This is a genomic window from Enterobacter sp. 22452, assembly GCF_052045065.1.
Classification (GTDB): Bacteria; Pseudomonadota; Gammaproteobacteria; order Enterobacterales; family Enterobacteriaceae; genus Enterobacter; species Enterobacter mori.
Map to the genome: position 1 here is coordinate 207,970 of NZ_JBQEOB010000001.1, position 15,751 is coordinate 223,720.

Sequence of the window (15,751 nt, forward strand, 5' to 3'; positions counted from 1 at the left end):
AAATGCAGGGTGTAATTATTATCCGACTAACATACCCGTCCGTGACATTTGAAGAAAGTCGCAATTCTGAAAACTTATTTGTCTATTCTTGTGAGTCACTGTAATTTTTGCGTTTGTCTATTGGTCAGGGAGAGAGATGATGAAGTTAATGAAGCGTGGCGTCGCGCTGGCGTTGATAGCGGCCTGGGGGCTGACAAGCCTGCCCGCACAGGCATATGAAAAAGACAAAACCTATAAAATTACCATTCTGCATACCAACGATCACCACGGTCATTTCTGGCGCAGTGAATACGGGGAATATGGCCTGTCGGCGCAAAAAACACTGGTTGACGGTATTCGTAAAGAGGTCGCCGCAGAAGGCGGTAGCGTGCTGCTGCTCTCGGGCGGGGATATTAATACCGGCGTGCCGGAATCTGATTTACAGGATGCCGAGCCTGACTTTCGCGGCATGAATCTGATTGGCTACGACGCGATGGCCGTGGGTAACCATGAATTCGATAACCCGCTGAGCGTGCTGCGCCAGCAGGAGAAGTGGTCTAAATTCCCGTTCCTCTCTGCCAATATTTATCAGAAAAGCACCGGCGAACGCCTGTTTAAACCCTGGGCGCTGTTTAAGCGTCAAGACTTAAAAATTGCGGTCATTGGCCTCACTACCGACGACACGGCCAAAATTGGTAACCCTGAGTTCTTCACCGATATCGAATTCCGTAAACCGGCAGACGAAGCGAAGCTGGTGATTCAGGAATTGCAGCAGAACGAAAAACCGGACGTGATTATCGCCACCACTCACATGGGTCACTACGACAACGGCGCGCACGGCTCCAATGCGCCGGGCGACGTCGAGATGGCGCGCAGCCTGCCTGCGGGCTCGCTGGCAATGATTGTGGGCGGTCACTCACAGGATCCGGTGTGTATGGCGTCCGAGAATAAAAAGCAGGTGGACTACGTGCCGGGCACGCCGTGCGCGCCGGACCGTCAGAACGGTATCTGGATCGTACAGGCGCACGAGTGGGGTAAATACGTAGGGCGTGCAGATTTCGAGTTCCGTAACGGCGAGATGAAGCTGGTCCACTATCAGCTCATTCCGGTCAACCTGAAGAAGAAGGTGACCTACCCGGACGGGAAAAGTGAGCGCGTACTTTACACGCCTGAAATTGCAGAAAACCAGCAGATGCTCTCCCTGCTGACGCCGTTCCAGAACAAAGGCAAGGCGCAGCTGGAGGTGAAGATTGGTACGCTCAATGGCCGCCTGGAAGGGGACCGCAGCAAAGTCCGCTTCGTGCAGACCAACATGGGCCATCTGGTGCTGGCGGCGCAAATAGCGCGCACTGGCGCTGACTTTGGCGTAATGAGCGGCGGCGGCATTCGTGATTCCATCGAAGGTGGAAACATCACCTATAAAGATGTGCTGAAGGTACAGCCGTTCGGCAACGTGGTGGTGTATGCGGATATGAGCGGGAAAGAGGTGATTGACTACCTCACCGCCGTGGCGCAGATGAAGCCGGACTCGGGTGCCTACCCGCAGTTTGCTAACGTGAGTTTCGTCGCGAAAGACGGCAAGCTTAACGATCTGAAGATCAAGGGCGAACCGGTTGACCCGGCGAAAACGTACCGTCTGGCAACGTTAAGCTTTAACGCCACGGGCGGCGACGGCTATCCGCATATTGATAATAAACCGGGCTATGTGAATACCGGCTTTATCGACGCGGAAGTGCTGAAGCAGTTCATCGAGCAGAATTCACCGATTGACGTGAATGCGTATGAGCCGAAAGGTGAGGTGAGCTGGCAGTAGTGCGGGGCGTTTTTGCCCGGTGGCGCTGCGCTTACCGGGCCTACGGGCGCAAAATGTAGGCCGGGTAAGGCGTAGCCGCCACCCGGCTTTTCTTTTAATCCCGGCGCGCTATATCGGCAAACTTCGCGTCCAGCATTTTCGCCAGATCGCTCGCGGCCAGTTCGATATCCAGCCCGCGCTTGCCGCCCGAAATATAGATCGTCTCAAATTCCTGCGAAGGTGCATCGATCAGCGTCGGCAGCCGTTTTTTCTGCCCGAGCGGGCTGATCCCGCCCACCAGATAGCCGGTAGTGCGTTGCGCAACCATCGGATCCGCCATATCGACCTTTTTTGCCCCCAGCGCTTTGGCGACCTTTTTCAGATCCAGCTGCCCGGCGACGGGCGTTACCGCCACGGCGAGATGTTTCATATCGCCGTTCACCGCGACCAGCAGCGTTTTATAGACCTGGTCAGCGTTCAGCCCCAGCTTGCGCACCACTTCATCACCAAAATTGGTTTCATTCGGATCGTGATCGTAAGTATGGATCCGGAAAGAGATTTTGTTTTTTTCGAGTAATTTAACGGCGGGAGTCATAGCTATCCTTCTTACGACAGACATTTTATGCCAACAGCATACGCCTGACGTTTGTCTAAAAAATAGCACCATCTTGCGCAATAGTATTGGCAGTGATGGTCACTTTGAGCGACAATCGGCTCAGCCGAAGGTCTCCTTCGGTATAATAAAAACGATGAAATTCCTCTTTGACGGGCCAATAGAAATATTGGCCATTTTTTTATTTCAGCAGCGACGGCAGGTTCCCTTCCCCATACAAATGCAGCGCGCCGACCGCGACGACATATCGCCCGGCAGGCAGGGCATGCAGCGTTTCTCGCCACGCCTGATTGCGCGCGTTCATCAGCACATCATACAGCGATTCACTGAAGGTAGACGGCAGCACTAGCTTACTGTCCGTCGGCGGCGCATCCAGCCACCAGCCAATCATGGTTTGCAGCAGACGGGCATTGGTGTGCCAGTGGGTCAGGGTGTCATCCAGCAGGATCAGACCGTCATCGGGAAGCTGCCGCAGCAGCCCGATCTGGCTGTCCGTGCCTTCCAGTTCAATGATCGGGAGATTGCGCGCTCTTGCCGTATTCAGCAGCTGATAATCAATGCCGTAATCACCGCGCAAGCCCAGACGCTGCGCCTGCGTCGCCTGCAGCACCATGGCAATCTGCCAGAGTGGAAGGGTGTCCAGCATGGCGAGCGATACACCGGTTTCATCCGCGAGCCGCGTCAGTTCGGTAAGCTGGGCTTCGCTGAGACGTTCCGCAAGAGGACGATCGCTCTCCAGACCCGCAAAGGGGGATTCATGGCCCGAAATATCCGCCTCGACGACCAGCGCGTCGGCATTCTTCAGCAGTTTTATCAGGCCAGCGGGCAGCGGGGACATATCCTGCGTGCCCATATGGATGCTTCCTACAAGGTGCAGGTGTTGCCCGCCCGGAAGTGAGATATCCATACCGGGCCAGGCATAACGTCGGGGAAAGAGGGCGCGAAACGATGCTTTTATACGATTAAACAGACTCATACGCGCTCCATGACCGAAAGGATCATGCTAGCGCGTACGAGAACAAGGTTCAATCTTTCGGTTTAAACCGCAGCAGACGGTTGGCGTTGCTCACCACGGTAATGGAGGAGAGCGCCATTGCCGCCCCGGCAACCACCGGGTTCAGCAGCGCGCCCGTCAGCGGCCATAAAATCCCGGCGGCAATCGGAATGCCGAAGACGTTATAAATAAATGCCCCGAGCAGGTTCTGCTTCATGTTGCGCAACGTGGCTTTCGAAATCGCCAGCGCATCCGCAACGCCCATCAGGCTGTGGCGCATCAGGGTAATGGCCGCCGTTTCAATCGCGACATCGCTCCCGCCGCCCATGGCAATACCCACTTCTGCCTGCGCCAGCGCCGGTGCGTCGTTAATACCGTCACCGATCATGGCCACCTGACGGCCCTGACTTTGCAGGTTCTTGATGGCATCCGCTTTACCATCCGGCAGTACGCCCGCAATGACGTCATCAATACCCGCCTCTTTGGCGATGGCGTTGGCCGTTGTTGGGTTATCCCCGGTCAGCATCACCAGACGATAGCCCGCACGGTGCAGACGTTTTAATGCATCCACGCTGTCCTGGCGCAGGGGATCGCGCACCGACAACATGGCGACGGCTTTACCGTCTACAGCGAGCAGTACGGGCGTTGCGCCCTGTGATGCCTGAGCAATCAGTTCGCCTTCCAGCGATGAAGTATCAATACCGTTTTCATTGAGCAGCGCCTGATTCCCCAGCAGCAGCGTGTGGCCGTCGGCTTCGCCGCTCACCCCGAGCCCGCGCAGGGTGCGGAAGTTACTAACCTGCGGCAGGGTAGCGTCACTGGCTTTATCGAGAATGGCGCGGGCCAGCGGATGGCTGGACCCTTGCTCCAGCGCGGCGGCGAGACGCAGTGCGTCAGCCTCTGAGAAGCCAGGAGTATGCACCGCCACGACCTGCGGTTTCCCTTCGGTCAGCGTACCGGTTTTGTCAAAGACCAGCGTGTCCAGGGTGCTTGCACGCTGCAGGGCATCGGCATCACGCACCAGCACGCCAAACTCGGCGGCACGTCCGACGCCGGAGATGATCGACATCGGCGTCGCCAGGCCAAGGGCACACGGACAGGCGATGATCAGCACCGTGGTGGCAATCACCAGGGTATAGACGATTTGCGGTGCTGGCCCAAAGAAATACCAGATTGCCGCGCTCAGCAGGGCAATACAGACCACCACCGGAACAAAAACGGCGGAGATCCTGTCGGCAAGTTTGCCGATTTCGGGCTTACTGCTCTGTGCCTGGCGCACCATGCGGATAATACGCGACAGCGTGGTGTGGCTGCCGACCGCGCTGGCGCGGAACAGCACGCTACCGTCCTGGACGACCGTGCCTGCGTGCACGTTATCGTCCTGGGATTTTTGCTGCGGGATCGGTTCCCCGGTCAGCATGGCTTCATCGAACCAGGCTTCGCCCTGGAGAATTGCGCCGTCAACCGGAACGCGATCGCCCGTCGTCAGGCGCAGCGTCATGCCGGGCTGCACGTCAGCCAGCGGGACGCTTTTTTCACCCTCGTCGGTCACCACGCGTGCCGTCGGCGGGGTTAAATCAAGCAATCTTTCCAGCGCCTTCGAGGAGCGCTGACGGGCGCGGGCTTCGAGCATATGGCCTAAGTTAATCAGGCCGATAATCATCGCGCTCGCTTCATAATAGAGATGCCGCGCTTCCATCGGGAACCACTGTGGCCAGACGTTCACGCTCATGGAATAGAGCCACGCTGCGCCGGTCCCGAGCGCTACCAGCGTATCCATCGTCGCGGTGCGGTTTTTCAGGCTCTTCCAGGCGCTGGTATAGAAATGTCCGCCTGCAAAGACCATCACGGCGAGCGTGATCGCACCAACCCCCAGCCACAGCGTGCGGTTGTCGTCAGTGACCATCATGTTGTCACCGATCATGCCCCACACCATCACCGGGATACCCACCAGCAGCGCAACGATGGCCTGCCAGCGGAAGCGTTTCATGGTGGCGACAGCCGTTTCCTGCTGGCGCTCGCGGCGTTTGATGTCATCTTCAATCGCTTCCGCGCCGTAGCCCGCTTTCTCTACGGCCTGGACTAAATCTGCGGCGGAGGCGCTGCCCATCACCAGCGCAGTGCGCTCCGCGAGGTTTACCCGTGCCTGCGCGACGCCCGGTACGGCCTGCAATGCATTTTGTACCCGGGAGACGCAGCTGGCGCAGCTCATGCCGTTGATCAGCAGCTGTTGGCTGTCATCAATATCATCCGCTACCGGAAGCTCAGGAGTGGCCGCTGTCAGTGCTTCCGACGGGGATGATGACTCTGCCAGCGGTTTAGCCTTTGGGTGGCTTAACTCCGCCCCGTACCCGGCCTGCTTGATGGTATCGATCAGCGCATCCGCGCTGGCGCTGCCGATCACGGCGGCATGATCGATAGTCACGTCAGCGCTTTCAACGTCAGGACGCTGTTCCAGGCTTTCTTTAACGCGTTTGACACAGTGGCCGCAGGAGAGGCCGTCCAGCGTCAGGTCGATAGTGTGAGACATAACAAAACTCCCGTATAATGTTCTGGTCAATTGTTGACCTTCACTCTGCTTTTCGCTAACTGTTATGAAGGTTAAACCTTCCATCAAGGGGAAGGTCAAGGGGGAAATGTGAATATCAGTGACGTTGCGAAAAAAACCGGCTTAACCAGCAAAGCGATTCGCTTTTACGAAGAGAAAGGGCTGGTCACGCCGCCGCTGCGCAGTGAAAACGGCTACCGCAGCTACACGCAGCTGCATCTTGATGAACTGACGCTGCTGCGCCAGGCAAGACAGGTGGGGTTTAATCTGGAAGAGTGCGGCGAGCTGGTTAACCTGTTTAACGATCCGAAGCGCCACAGCGCCGATGTGAAAAAGCGCACGCTGGAAAAAGTGGCGGAGATTGAACGCCACATTGTAGAACTGCAGGCGATGCGCGAACAGCTTCTGGGGCTGGCGGACTCATGCCCGGGCGATGACAGCGCCGATTGCCCGATTATCGACAACCTTGCTGGCTGCTGTCACCGTAAGGCGCATGCTTAACAGGCTTTCACCCGCAGGGTAATGCCTTCCACCGCAATGACCTCGACCTGGGTACCGGCGCTGAGGTCATCGTCGGCCACCACCGGCCACGAGCTGTCGCCCACCCGCATGTGCCCGCGCCCGTTCACCAGTGCGCTGTCGAGCGTAAAACGCTTGCCGACAATCTGCTGTCCGCGCTGATTAAGGTGGGCGTCTGCCGGTTTCTGATCTTTCACCTGTCGGTTCAGCCAGCGCCACCACAGCCACGCGGCCACCAGCGTGAGTACCGCAAACAGTGCACCCTGCCACTCCCAGCCGACAGGCAGCAGCCAGACGACCAGCCCGGTAATGACTGCGGCAACGCCGCTCCAGAGCAGGTAGCCGTTGCCGCCCAGCATCTCCGCCGCCAGCAGTAAGCCACCGAGGCTTAGCCAGAAGGCATGGGGATGTGCAACGATCAGCTCAATCATTTTTTACGCTCGTTTCCACTGTCTTTGATCAGCTCGGCTATACCGGCAATCGACCCCATCAGGCTGCTGGCATCCAGCGGCATCATCACCACTTTACTGTTGTTCGCGGAGCCGATCTCTTTCAGCGCATCGGTATATTTTTGCGCGACGAAGTAGTTCACGGCCTGGATATCACCGGCGGCAATCGCCTCGGATACCATCTGCGTCGCACGGGCTTCCGCTTCTGCCGAACGTTCGCGCGCTTCCGCCTGTAAAAATGCGGACTGACGATCGCCCTCGGCTTTCAGGATCTGCGACTGTTTTTCCCCTTCCGCTTTGAGGATCTCGGCCTGACGCACCCCTTCTGCTTCCAGAATGTAGGCTCGCTTGGTTCGTTCGGCTTTCATCTGGGCGTTCATGGAGGCGATCAGTTCAGCCGGTGGGCGCACGTCGCGGATCTCAATACGGGTGACTTTGATCCCCCACGGATTCGTCGCTTCATCGACAATATGCAGCAGGCGGGTATTGATGCTGTCGCGCTGGGAGAGCATTTCGTCCAGCTCCATGGAGCCGAGTACGGTACGGATGTTGGTCATCGTCAGGTTGACGATCGCCAGCTCCAGGTTGCTCACTTCATAGGCCGCTTTAGGCGCATCAATCACCTGAATAAAGCAGACGGCATCAATGGTGACGTTGGCGTTGTCTTTAGAGATGATCTCCTGAGAAGGAATATCCAGCACCTGCTCCATCATGTTGATCTTACGACCAATGCGATCCATGAAGGGGACAATCAGGCTCAGGCCCGGCTGCAGCGTGTTGGTATAGCGGCCGAAGCGCTCTACGGTCCACTGATAACCCTGAGGAACAATTTTGACGCCTGCGCCCACAATGACCAGCGCAACAAAAATAAGGACGGGAACAACGATGAGCATAAAACCTCCTGTTTTGAATGCTGTGATGAGTAAACTGCGTGTTTATTGTTCGTAAGTATAGGTAAAGTCAGAAATGAAGCCATCACCCGCAGCGGCAATCGCTTTGGATAATCCCTGGTAGTAATTCGCCAGCCCAACCGTCTCTATCTGCTGAATGTGTTCGCGGATCGGGGCGCAGAATAAAACCGCATTTCCCGCTTCAACACGCTTGTTGTTTGGCGGGAGATCCCCGGTAATTGCTTTAAACCAGGTTCGGATACCTTGCTTTAAGTTATGTGGCGCTTTTGCCATGTTATCCATTCCGGTCAGAACCTGCAGGGTTGGGAACTCATCGGCCAGTACGGCGGTTTTCATCCGCGCAAAGAACTGGCTAAACAATTCAAACGATCCCAGGTCGGTCACGCGCGGTTTGGTGGTTTTGCCGTTTTTATTACCGATTTTACCCGCCTTTGACGCTGCTGCCGGAACCGCATTCACCTTTTCCAGTTCCAGCCCGAATAACAAATTACAGTGTGCGCGGCGCTCTTTCAGCGGGTAGGACATCAGCACGTCAATAAACTGGGTTGCCTTTACATCAGCAAGATCGTGGTTAATAAGCCACTGGGTTCGAGAAAATTCAGCCGGAGAGACGAACCAGCTCGGCACGTCGTTGAAGCGTTTCGATTTTCCCTTGCCATCAAATTCAAGGAAGTGGGTGCCATTGTCGAAGGCGAAATAGCAATTTTTGAAACTGCCAATCGTGGTATTCACGATGAGAGCCTTTTTAACAAAATCGACAACCTCTGCACCGATGACAAAACTTGTGAGTTCCGAAGATTTGATGACTTCCATTAATGTTTCGACATCGGGAACACCAGGCTTCAGGGAAGGGAACTCATAAAAGATATGTGTCATGCTGCTTACTTCCTGTAGTGATGGGGTGACAATTAGCGTGCGAAAAGTTTAACACTCGCCATAGATTAAGGCTATTCGCACTGTGCAGGTGAAAGGATTATGCTACAGGCAGTGATGACAAAAATCTGTTAACGGAAGCGAAATGAACGATCAAAAAAAACTTTTGCATATCAGGGATGTTGGGTTCGGCGTGGGGGGAAATACGATCCTTCGACATGTCGATTTTTGTCTTTCACCAGGCGAATTCAAACTGATCGCCGGTCCGTCAGGCTGTGGTAAAAGTACGTTGCTGAAAATAGTGGCTTCGCTGTTGAGCCCAACGGAGGGAGCAATACTTTTTGAAGGGAAGGATATTGCCACACTTTCACCAGAACGCTATCGCCAGCAAGTCTCTTATTGCGTGCAAACGCCAACGCTGTTTGGCGATACGGTTTACGATAACCTGATTTTCCCGTGGCAAATCCGCAGCAAAACCCCAGAGCCTGAAAAATTTATCGCCGATTTGGCGCAATTTGGGCTGCCGCAGGACACCCTGACGAAATCCATTAGCACCTTGTCCGGCGGGGAAAAGCAGCGCGTGTCGCTGATCCGCAATCTGCAGTTCTTGCCGAAGGTGTTGCTGCTCGACGAGATCACCAGCGCGCTGGATGACGCGAACAAACGCAACGTCAACGACATTATTCATCGCTACGCCCGCGAGCAGAATATTGCCGTGCTGTGGGTAACGCATGATTCAAACGAAATAACCCATGCGGATGATGTCATTACCCTTCAACCACAGGGCGGAAAAATGCAGGAGGCAAACCGTGGGTGAACATAATATTACCAATGAATCCCTGGCGTTTTCGATGGTGCTGGTATTGATTGCGATTGTGGTCAGCTACCGGGAAAAGCTAGGGCTGGAAAAAGACATTCTGTGGAGTATCTGCCGCGCGGTGATTCAGCTCATCATCGTTGGCTATGTGCTGAAGTACATTTTCAACGTCAACCATGCGGTACTGACCCTGCTGATGGTGCTGTTTATCTGCTTCAATGCCGCGTGGAATGCGCAAAAGCGCAGCAAGTATATCGATAAAGCGTTCGTCTCTTCGTTTATCGCCATCACGACCGGTACGGCGCTCACGCTGGCGGTTCTGGTGCTGTCGGGTTCCATTGAATTCACTCCAATGCAGGTGATCCCGATTTCCGGCATGATCGCGGGGAACGCCATGGTTGCCGTGGGGCTGTGTTACAACAACCTCGGACAGCGTTTCAGCAGTGAACAGCAGCAGCTACAGGAGAAATTAAGCCTGGGGGCGACGCCTAAAGTCGCCTCGGCGCGGCTGATTCGTGAGAGCATTCGCTCATCGCTGATCCCAACGGTAGATTCAGCCAAAACCGTGGGGCTGGTGAGTCTGCCGGGGATGATGTCGGGGCTGATATTTGCGGGGATCGATCCGGTAAAAGCGATTAAGTATCAGATTATGGTGACTTTTATGCTGCTCTCTACGGCAAGCCTGTCGACCATTATTGCCTGCTATTTAACCTACCGGAAGTTTTACAACTCGCGTCACCAGCTGGTGGTGACGCAGTTGAAAAGGTCGGAATAAACCGTCTTTTGTAGGCCCGGTAAGCGTTAGCGCCACCGGGCATTTTTTTGTTAGTAGAGCAACGCGTACAGCTGACGACGATACTTCGACGCCAGTGCGTCACCGGTGCCGAGCGCGGACAGGATCTCCTGGAACATCTTACGCGCCTGACCGTCTGCGGCGGCCAGATCTTTTTGCAGATGGCTGAACAGCAGCTCCAGCGCCTCTTCGTTACGCCCCACCTGGTGCAGCTGCAGCGCCAGCTGGCTTGCCAGCGCGGCATCGGCCGGGTTGTCGGCAACCTGCTGCTGCAGCTGCTGAATTTCCGGGGTGTCCGCCGCCTGTTTCAGCAGTTCGATCTGCGCAACCAGTCCCTGATAGCGGGTGTCCTGATCCTGCATCGGGATAGTCTTCAGCACGGCTTCCGCGTCTTCTGAACGGTGCAGGGCAATCTGCGTTTCCGCCAGCAGCAGGCCGATCTGGCTGTTCTGATTCGACAGCTGCCACGCGTCTTTGAGCAGCGGCAGCGCCTCGTCGTATTTGCCTTCCTGCATCAGCGCCATACCTTCCTGCGCTTTCAGCTCTTCTTCGCGCGGCAGCACTTTATCCAGCAGGGCGCGGATCGCCTCTTCCGGCTGCGGCCCCTGGAAGCCATCAACAGGCTGTCCGTTCTGGAACAGATAGACGGTTGGAATGGCGCGCAGGCCAAACTGAGACGCCACCATCGGCTCGGCGTCACAGTCCAGCTTAGCGAGAATGAACTGACCATTGTATTGCGCGGCAAGGCTCTCCAGTACCGGCGTCAGCTGCAGGCAGTGTTGGCTGCGTTCAGACCAGAAGTAGAACAGCACCGGTTTGGTCATCGACTGTTCCAGCGTCTGTTGCAGGTTTGCTTCAGTAATATTGACGATATTCTGTACGGACATGCGGCTTTCTCTTTTGTCGGTTTGTTCTTTACATGGGGATGAGCGGCGACGCTTCAACTCAGCCGTGTAAAATTTTGTCCATCATCCGGCCCGGCAGAAGGCGTTTTAGCCAGCCAACGGCATGGGTCACCAGCGTGACCGGATAACGCAGTTTGGGATTATCGCTCTCAAAAGCATGGCGCACTTTGGCGACAACCGCTTCAGGACCTAACGTAAAGCGTGCGGCAATGCCGGGGTTTTCGACCGGTTTGTCCGACTGGGTCTGGTTGACGTTTTCGGTGAAGCGGGTGCGGATCGGGCCGGGTTCAATCAGGCTGACCTTGATGCCGCTGTGGCGCAGCTCCATGCGCAGGGCATCGGACCAGGCCTCCAGCGCATATTTGCTGGCAGCGTAGGCACCCCGGCCCGGGGTGGAAATCAGCCCCATTACCGAGGAGGTCATGACGATGCGTCCTTCACCGTGCGGTAGCATGGCGGGAAGCAGGCGCATGGTGAGCTGATGTACGCCGAAAAAGTTCGCGGAAAACTGTTGTTCAAGCTGTTCGCGCGTGATGGTCTCCAGCGGGCCGTACACGCCGAAGCCAGCATTATTGAACAGGCCGAACAGACGGTTATCGGTCAGGGCGATGACCTCATCCGCCGCGCGTTCAACGCTTTCCGGTGAGTCCAGATCCAGCAACACGCCGGTGAAGCCCATGCCGTTCATGCGTTCAACATCTTCAGGTTTGCGGCAGGCCGCCAGCACCCGAAATCCCTGACGCTTCAACTCGAGCGCGCTTTCAAAGCCAATTCCGCTGGAACATCCTGTTATTAAGACCGATTTTTGCATAACTTTACCTGTCAGGAACTCCGCTGAATTACGAGTCATGTTTAACTAAAGGAGCCAGCCGGGTTGCCATCCAGTCGGCAATAAACGGCTGTGCATCGCGATTGGGATGAATACCGTCGTCTTGCATCCATTGGGGTTTCAGATAGACCTCTTCCATGAAAAATGGCAGCAGGGGAATATCAAACTCTTTGGCAAGCTTAGGGTAGATCGCGCTAAAGGCTTCATTATACCGACGGCCGTAGTTAGCCGGCAGGCGAATTTGCATCAGCAGCGGCTGGGCGTTCGCTGCTTTGATCTCCTGCAAAATGGTACGCAGGGTTTGCTCGGTTTGCTGAGGCTGGAAGCCGCGCAGGCCATCATTACCCCCCAGTTCGACCAGCACCCAGCGCGGCTGATGCTGTTTGAGCAGTGCGGGAAGGCGCGAAAGCCCCTGCTGTGAGGTATCACCGCTGATGCTGCCGTTGACGACGGACGTTTGGGTCTGCCATTTGTCATTGAGTAATGCAGGCCAGGCCGCGCCGGCCGCCATGCGATAGCCTGCGCTCAGGCTGTCGCCCAGAATCAGTAACGTGTCCGCAGCCGCCGCGCGGAAGGTCATCAGAATCAAAAAAAGGAAGGGCAAATGCCAGCGGAAAAGAGTGTTGAAGTTCATCGTCTTAAGAAGTCCGTCGGTCAAGGAGAACACGAGTTGTCCATCCTCACCGGAGTTGAACTCGTTGTCAAACGCGCCGAAACCATCGCGCTGATCGGTGAATCCGGCTCCGGGAAGTCCACGCTGCTGGCGATTCTGGCCGGGCTGGACGACGGCAGCAGTGGGGAGGTCCACCTGGTCGGGCAGCCGCTGCACCAGCTGGATGAAGAGGCGCGTGCCGCGCTGCGCGCTCGCCATATCGGCTTTGTCTTCCAGTCCTTCATGCTGATCCCGACGCTGAACGCACTGGAAAACGTGGAACTGCCGGGGCTGCTACGCGGTGAAAATACGCGTGAAAGTCGCGAACACGCCAAAGCCCTGCTGGAACAGCTGGGGCTGGGCAAACGCCTTGACCACCTTCCGGCGCAGCTTTCGGGCGGCGAGCAGCAGCGCGTGGCGCTGGCGCGCGCGTTTAACGGTCGCCCGGAAGTGCTGTTTGCCGATGAACCCACCGGTAACCTTGACCGTAAAACCGGGGACAAGATTGCCGATCTGCTGTTTTCGCTCAACCGCGAGCACGGCACCACGCTGATTCTGGTGACGCACGATCCGCAGCTGGCCGCCCGCTGCGACCGCCGCCTGCGCCTGGTGAACGGTATTCTTCAGGAGGAAGCATGATTGCCCGCTGGTTCTGGCGCGAGTGGCGCTCACCCTCGCTGCTGATTGTCTGGCTGGCGTTAAGCCTGGCGGTGGCCTGCGTGCTGGCGCTCGGCAGCGTCAGTGACCGGATGGAAAAAGGGCTCAGCCAGCAAAGCCGGGAATTTATGGCGGGGGACAGGGCGTTGCAAAGTTCGCGTGCCGTTCCGCCCGGCTGGATTGAGGAAGCACGCAAGACCGGGCTGAAGGTGGGCGAGCAGATAAGCTTCCAGACCATGACCTTCGCAGGCGACACGCCGCAGCTGGCCAGCGTTAAAGCCGTCGATGATATCTACCCGATGTACGGTGAACTGGAGACCCGCCCGGCGGGATTAAAACCCGCGCCTGGCACGGTCCTGCTGGCACCGCGTCTGATGGCGCTGCTGAACCTGAAAACGGGTGACAGCATCGACGTCGGCGACGCGACGTTCAGGATTGCGGGAGAAGTGGTGCAGGAGCCGGACTCCGGCTTTAACCCGTTCCAGCTTGCGCCACGTTTGATGATGAATACCGCTGACGTGGCGAAAACCAACGCCGTGCAGCCGGGCAGCCGCGTCACCTGGCGCTACAAGTTTGGCGGCACGCCTGCGCAGCTTGATACGTATGAAAAATGGCTCCTGCCGCAGCTCAAGCCGGAGCATCGCTGGTACGGGCTGGAGCAGGACGAAGGGGCGCTCGGCAAATCTCTTGAACGTTCTCAGCAGTTCCTGTTGCTCTCGGCGCTGTTAACCCTGCTGCTGGCCATTGCCGCGGTTGCCGTGGCGATGGGGCACTACTGCCGCAGCCGCTACGACCTGGTGGCGATCCTCAAAACCCTCGGCGCAGGCCGGGCGCAGCTGCGCAAGCTGATCGTCGGCCAGTGGCTGATGGTGCTGGCGCTGTCGGCCATCACCGGCGGGGCCATCGGGCTACTGTTTGAGAAGCTGCTGATGGTGCTGCTAAAGCCGGTACTCCCTGCCGCGCTGCCGCCCGCCAGCCTCTGGCCGTGGCTATGGGCAGTCGGCGCGATGACGGTGATTTCGCTGCTGGTAGGGCTACGCCCGTACCGGCTGCTGCTCGCGACGCAGCCGCTGCGGGTGCTGCGTCAGGACGTGGTTGCCAGCGTCTGGCCGCTGAAGTTTTATCTGCCGATCATTTTTGCCGTGGCGGTTGGGCTGCTGGCCTGGCTGATGGGGGGCAGCACGCTGCTGTGGGCCGTACTGGCGGGGGCCGTGGTGCTGGCGCTACTGTGCGGCGTGCTCGGCTGGCTGTTGCTCAACGTGCTGAGAAAGCTGACGGTGAAATCGCTGCCCGTGCGGCTGGCGGTCAACCGTCTGCTGCATCAGCCGTGGTCCACGCTCAGCCAGCTGTCGGCGTTTTCGCTGTCGTTTATGCTTCTTGCGCTGCTTTTAGTGCTGCGTGGCGATCTGCTGGATCGCTGGCAGCAGCAGCTTCCGCCAGAAAGCCCGAACTATTTCCTGATCAACATTGCCCCGGAACAGGTGACGCCGCTGAAGGGCTTCCTGTCGGAGCACCACATTATTCCTGAGTCGTTCTATCCCATCGTTCGCGCGCGCCTGACGCAGATCAACGGCCAGCCGACGGAGGGAAATAAAGATGAGTCGCTTAACCGCGAGCTGAACCTAACCTGGCAGGATAAACGTCCTGATCATAACCCGATTACCGCCGGAACCTGGCCGCCAAAAGCGGGGGAGGTATCGATGGAAGAGGGGCTGGCGACGCGCCTGAACGTGAAGCTCGGGGACCGCGTGACGTTTACCGGCGATACGCAGGACTTCAGCGCCAAAGTCACCAGCCTGCGCAAGGTGGACTGGGAGAGCCTGCGGCCAAACTTCTTCTTCATCTTCCCGGCAGGTGCGCTGGACGGCCAGCCGCAGAGCTGGCTCACCAGCTTCCGCTGGGAGAACGGTAACGGCATGCTGACCCAGCTTAACCGGGAATTCCCGACGGTCAGCCTGCTGGATATCGGCGCGATCCTGAAGCAAGTGGGGCAGGTGCTGGAGCAGGTGAGCCGCGCGCTTGAGGTGATGGTGGTGCTGGTGACGATCTGCGGCGTGCTGCTGTTGCTGGCGCAGGTGCAGGTGGGCATGCGCCAGCGGCATCAGGAGCTGGTGGTTTACCGCACGCTGGGGGCAAGCAAGCGGCTGCTGCGCGCCACGCTCTGGAGTGAATTTGCTCTGCTGGGGCTGGTGGCCGGTCTGGTGGCGGCAATAGGCGCGGAGACCGCGCTGGCGATGCTGCAGACAAAGGTGTTCGACTTCCCGTGGGAGCCTGACTGGCGGCTGTGGCTGACGCTGCCCCTCTGCGGCGCGGTGCTGCTTTCACTTTGTGGCGGCTGGCTTGGCACGCGGTTATTAAAAGGCAAGGCGCTGTTCCGCCAGTTTGCCAGTTAGTTCACTTCCGTGATGATTGCGCACCGG

Annotated in this window: 15 protein-coding genes; 6 read left to right on the forward strand and 9 right to left on the reverse strand. The window is 57.4% G+C overall.

Annotation, left to right across the window (positions count from 1 at the left end; translation table 11 throughout):
• Positions 1–139 precede the first annotated feature (139 nt).
• Positions 140–1,792 carry a bifunctional UDP-sugar hydrolase/5'-nucleotidase UshA gene (ushA, locus tag ACTJJA_RS01010; protein WP_440666552.1) on the forward strand — a complete coding sequence of 551 codons (1,653 nt, stop codon included), beginning with the start codon at positions 140–142 and terminating at the stop codon, positions 1,790–1,792.
• Between the two features lie 94 nt (positions 1,793–1,886).
• Here ushA and ybaK read toward each other — a convergent pair whose 3' ends face one another.
• The 3 genes from ybaK to copA all read right to left on the reverse strand — a co-directional run bounded on the left by ybaK (position 1,887) and on the right by copA (position 5,908).
• The gene (gene ybaK / locus ACTJJA_RS01015) at positions 1,887–2,366 is read right to left on the reverse strand and encodes a Cys-tRNA(Pro)/Cys-tRNA(Cys) deacylase YbaK (protein ID WP_440665655.1); all 480 of its coding nucleotides are present in this window, start codon (positions 2,364–2,366) and stop codon (positions 1,887–1,889) included.
• Positions 2,367–2,565: 199 nt separating this feature from the next.
• Entirely contained in the window at positions 2,566–3,360 is a 795-nt protein-coding gene (locus tag ACTJJA_RS01020) for a TraB/GumN family protein (RefSeq protein WP_010428208.1), read from the reverse strand.
• Positions 3,361–3,409: 49 nt separating this feature from the next.
• Positions 3,410–5,908 carry a copper-exporting P-type ATPase CopA gene (gene copA, locus ACTJJA_RS01025; protein ID WP_440665658.1) on the reverse strand — a complete coding sequence of 833 codons (2,499 nt, stop codon included), beginning with the start codon at positions 5,906–5,908 and terminating at the stop codon, positions 3,410–3,412.
• A 108-nt stretch (positions 5,909–6,016) separates the two neighbouring features.
• Between copA and cueR the strand changes: the two genes are divergently transcribed.
• Positions 6,017–6,427, forward strand: coding sequence for a Cu(I)-responsive transcriptional regulator (cueR, locus tag ACTJJA_RS01030; RefSeq protein WP_010428217.1), 411 nt, complete (start codon positions 6,017–6,019; stop codon positions 6,425–6,427).
• On the opposite strand, the gene ACTJJA_RS01035 is transcribed toward cueR, so the two are convergent.
• From ACTJJA_RS01035 to ACTJJA_RS01045, 3 genes are read right to left on the reverse strand one after another with little or no spacing between them, the layout of a single operon-like run.
• Entirely contained in the window at positions 6,424–6,876 is a 453-nt protein-coding gene (locus ACTJJA_RS01035) for an NfeD family protein (RefSeq protein WP_042715721.1), read from the reverse strand. The genes cueR and ACTJJA_RS01035 overlap by 4 nt on opposite strands.
• Positions 6,873–7,787 (reverse strand): SPFH domain-containing protein, encoded by a 915-nt coding sequence (locus ACTJJA_RS01040; protein ID WP_042715719.1) that lies wholly within the window; start codon positions 7,785–7,787, stop codon positions 6,873–6,875. The genes ACTJJA_RS01035 and ACTJJA_RS01040 overlap by 4 nt, the downstream gene beginning before the upstream one ends.
• 42 nt (positions 7,788–7,829) lie before the next feature.
• Complete coding sequence (locus ACTJJA_RS01045; protein ID WP_010428223.1) at positions 7,830–8,681, reverse strand: hypothetical protein; 852 nt, start codon at positions 8,679–8,681, stop codon at positions 7,830–7,832.
• A gap of 142 nt (positions 8,682–8,823) precedes the next feature.
• On the opposite strand from ACTJJA_RS01045, the gene fetA reads away from it, so the two are divergent.
• The gene (gene fetA / locus ACTJJA_RS01050) at positions 8,824–9,495 is read left to right on the forward strand and encodes an iron efflux ABC transporter ATP-binding subunit FetA (RefSeq protein WP_440665661.1); all 672 of its coding nucleotides are present in this window, start codon (positions 8,824–8,826) and stop codon (positions 9,493–9,495) included.
• A complete protein-coding gene (fetB, locus tag ACTJJA_RS01055) occupies positions 9,488–10,270 on the forward strand; it encodes an iron efflux ABC transporter permease subunit FetB (protein WP_010428226.1) in 783 nt (260 codons plus the stop codon). Before fetA ends, fetB begins: the two co-directional genes overlap by 8 nt.
• Positions 10,271–10,320: 50 nt before the next feature.
• Here fetB and ACTJJA_RS01060 read toward each other — a convergent pair whose 3' ends face one another.
• From ACTJJA_RS01060 to tesA, 3 genes are read right to left on the reverse strand one after another with little or no spacing between them, the layout of a single operon-like run.
• Complete coding sequence (locus ACTJJA_RS01060) at positions 10,321–11,175, reverse strand: co-chaperone YbbN (protein WP_440665663.1); 855 nt, start codon at positions 11,173–11,175, stop codon at positions 10,321–10,323.
• A gap of 58 nt (positions 11,176–11,233) precedes the next feature.
• The gene (locus tag ACTJJA_RS01065; RefSeq protein WP_085928900.1) at positions 11,234–12,043 is read right to left on the reverse strand and encodes an SDR family oxidoreductase; all 810 of its coding nucleotides are present in this window, start codon (positions 12,041–12,043) and stop codon (positions 11,234–11,236) included.
• The gene (gene tesA, locus ACTJJA_RS01070; protein ID WP_440665666.1) at positions 12,033–12,656 is read right to left on the reverse strand and encodes a multifunctional acyl-CoA thioesterase I/protease I/lysophospholipase L1; all 624 of its coding nucleotides are present in this window, start codon (positions 12,654–12,656) and stop codon (positions 12,033–12,035) included. Before tesA ends, ACTJJA_RS01065 begins: the two co-directional genes overlap by 11 nt.
• Between tesA and ybbA the strand changes: the two genes are divergently transcribed.
• Together ybbA and ybbP are read left to right on the forward strand one after the other, a co-directional pair.
• Positions 12,627–13,313, forward strand: a complete 687-nt coding sequence (gene ybbA, locus ACTJJA_RS01075) for a putative ABC transporter ATP-binding protein YbbA (RefSeq protein ID WP_440665668.1) — start codon at positions 12,627–12,629, stop codon at positions 13,311–13,313. The genes tesA and ybbA overlap by 30 nt on opposite strands.
• Positions 13,310–15,724 (forward strand): putative ABC transporter permease subunit YbbP, encoded by a 2,415-nt coding sequence (gene ybbP / locus ACTJJA_RS01080; RefSeq protein WP_440665670.1) that lies wholly within the window; start codon positions 13,310–13,312, stop codon positions 15,722–15,724. Before ybbA ends, ybbP begins: the two co-directional genes overlap by 4 nt.
• Positions 15,725–15,751 lie beyond the last annotated feature (27 nt).

Coding starts and splice junctions, on each gene's coding strand:
- ushA (WP_440666552.1), top strand. CDS start 140: ATGAAGTTAATGAAGCGTGGCGTCGCGCTGGCGTTGATAGCGGCCTGG.
- ybaK (WP_440665655.1), bottom strand. CDS start 2,366: ATGACTCCCGCCGTTAAATTACTCGAAAAAAACAAAATCTCTTTCCGG.
- ACTJJA_RS01020 (WP_010428208.1), bottom strand. CDS start 3,360: ATGAGTCTGTTTAATCGTATAAAAGCATCGTTTCGCGCCCTCTTTCCC.
- copA (WP_440665658.1), bottom strand. CDS start 5,908: ATGTCTCACACTATCGACCTGACGCTGGACGGCCTCTCCTGCGGCCAC.
- ACTJJA_RS01035 (WP_042715721.1), bottom strand. CDS start 6,876: ATGATTGAGCTGATCGTTGCACATCCCCATGCCTTCTGGCTAAGCCTC.
- ACTJJA_RS01040 (WP_042715719.1), bottom strand. CDS start 7,787: ATGCTCATCGTTGTTCCCGTCCTTATTTTTGTTGCGCTGGTCATTGTG.
- ACTJJA_RS01045 (WP_010428223.1), bottom strand. CDS start 8,681: ATGACACATATCTTTTATGAGTTCCCTTCCCTGAAGCCTGGTGTTCCC.
- fetA (WP_440665661.1), top strand. CDS start 8,824: ATGAACGATCAAAAAAAACTTTTGCATATCAGGGATGTTGGGTTCGGC.
- ACTJJA_RS01060 (WP_440665663.1), bottom strand. CDS start 11,175: ATGTCCGTACAGAATATCGTCAATATTACTGAAGCAAACCTGCAACAG.
- ACTJJA_RS01065 (WP_085928900.1), bottom strand. CDS start 12,043: ATGACTCGTAATTCAGCGGAGTTCCTGACAGGTAAAGTTATGCAAAAA.
- ybbA (WP_440665668.1), top strand. CDS start 12,627: ATGCCAGCGGAAAAGAGTGTTGAAGTTCATCGTCTTAAGAAGTCCGTC.
- tesA (WP_440665666.1), bottom strand. CDS start 12,656: ATGAACTTCAACACTCTTTTCCGCTGGCATTTGCCCTTCCTTTTTTTG.
- ybbP (WP_440665670.1), top strand. CDS start 13,310: ATGATTGCCCGCTGGTTCTGGCGCGAGTGGCGCTCACCCTCGCTGCTG.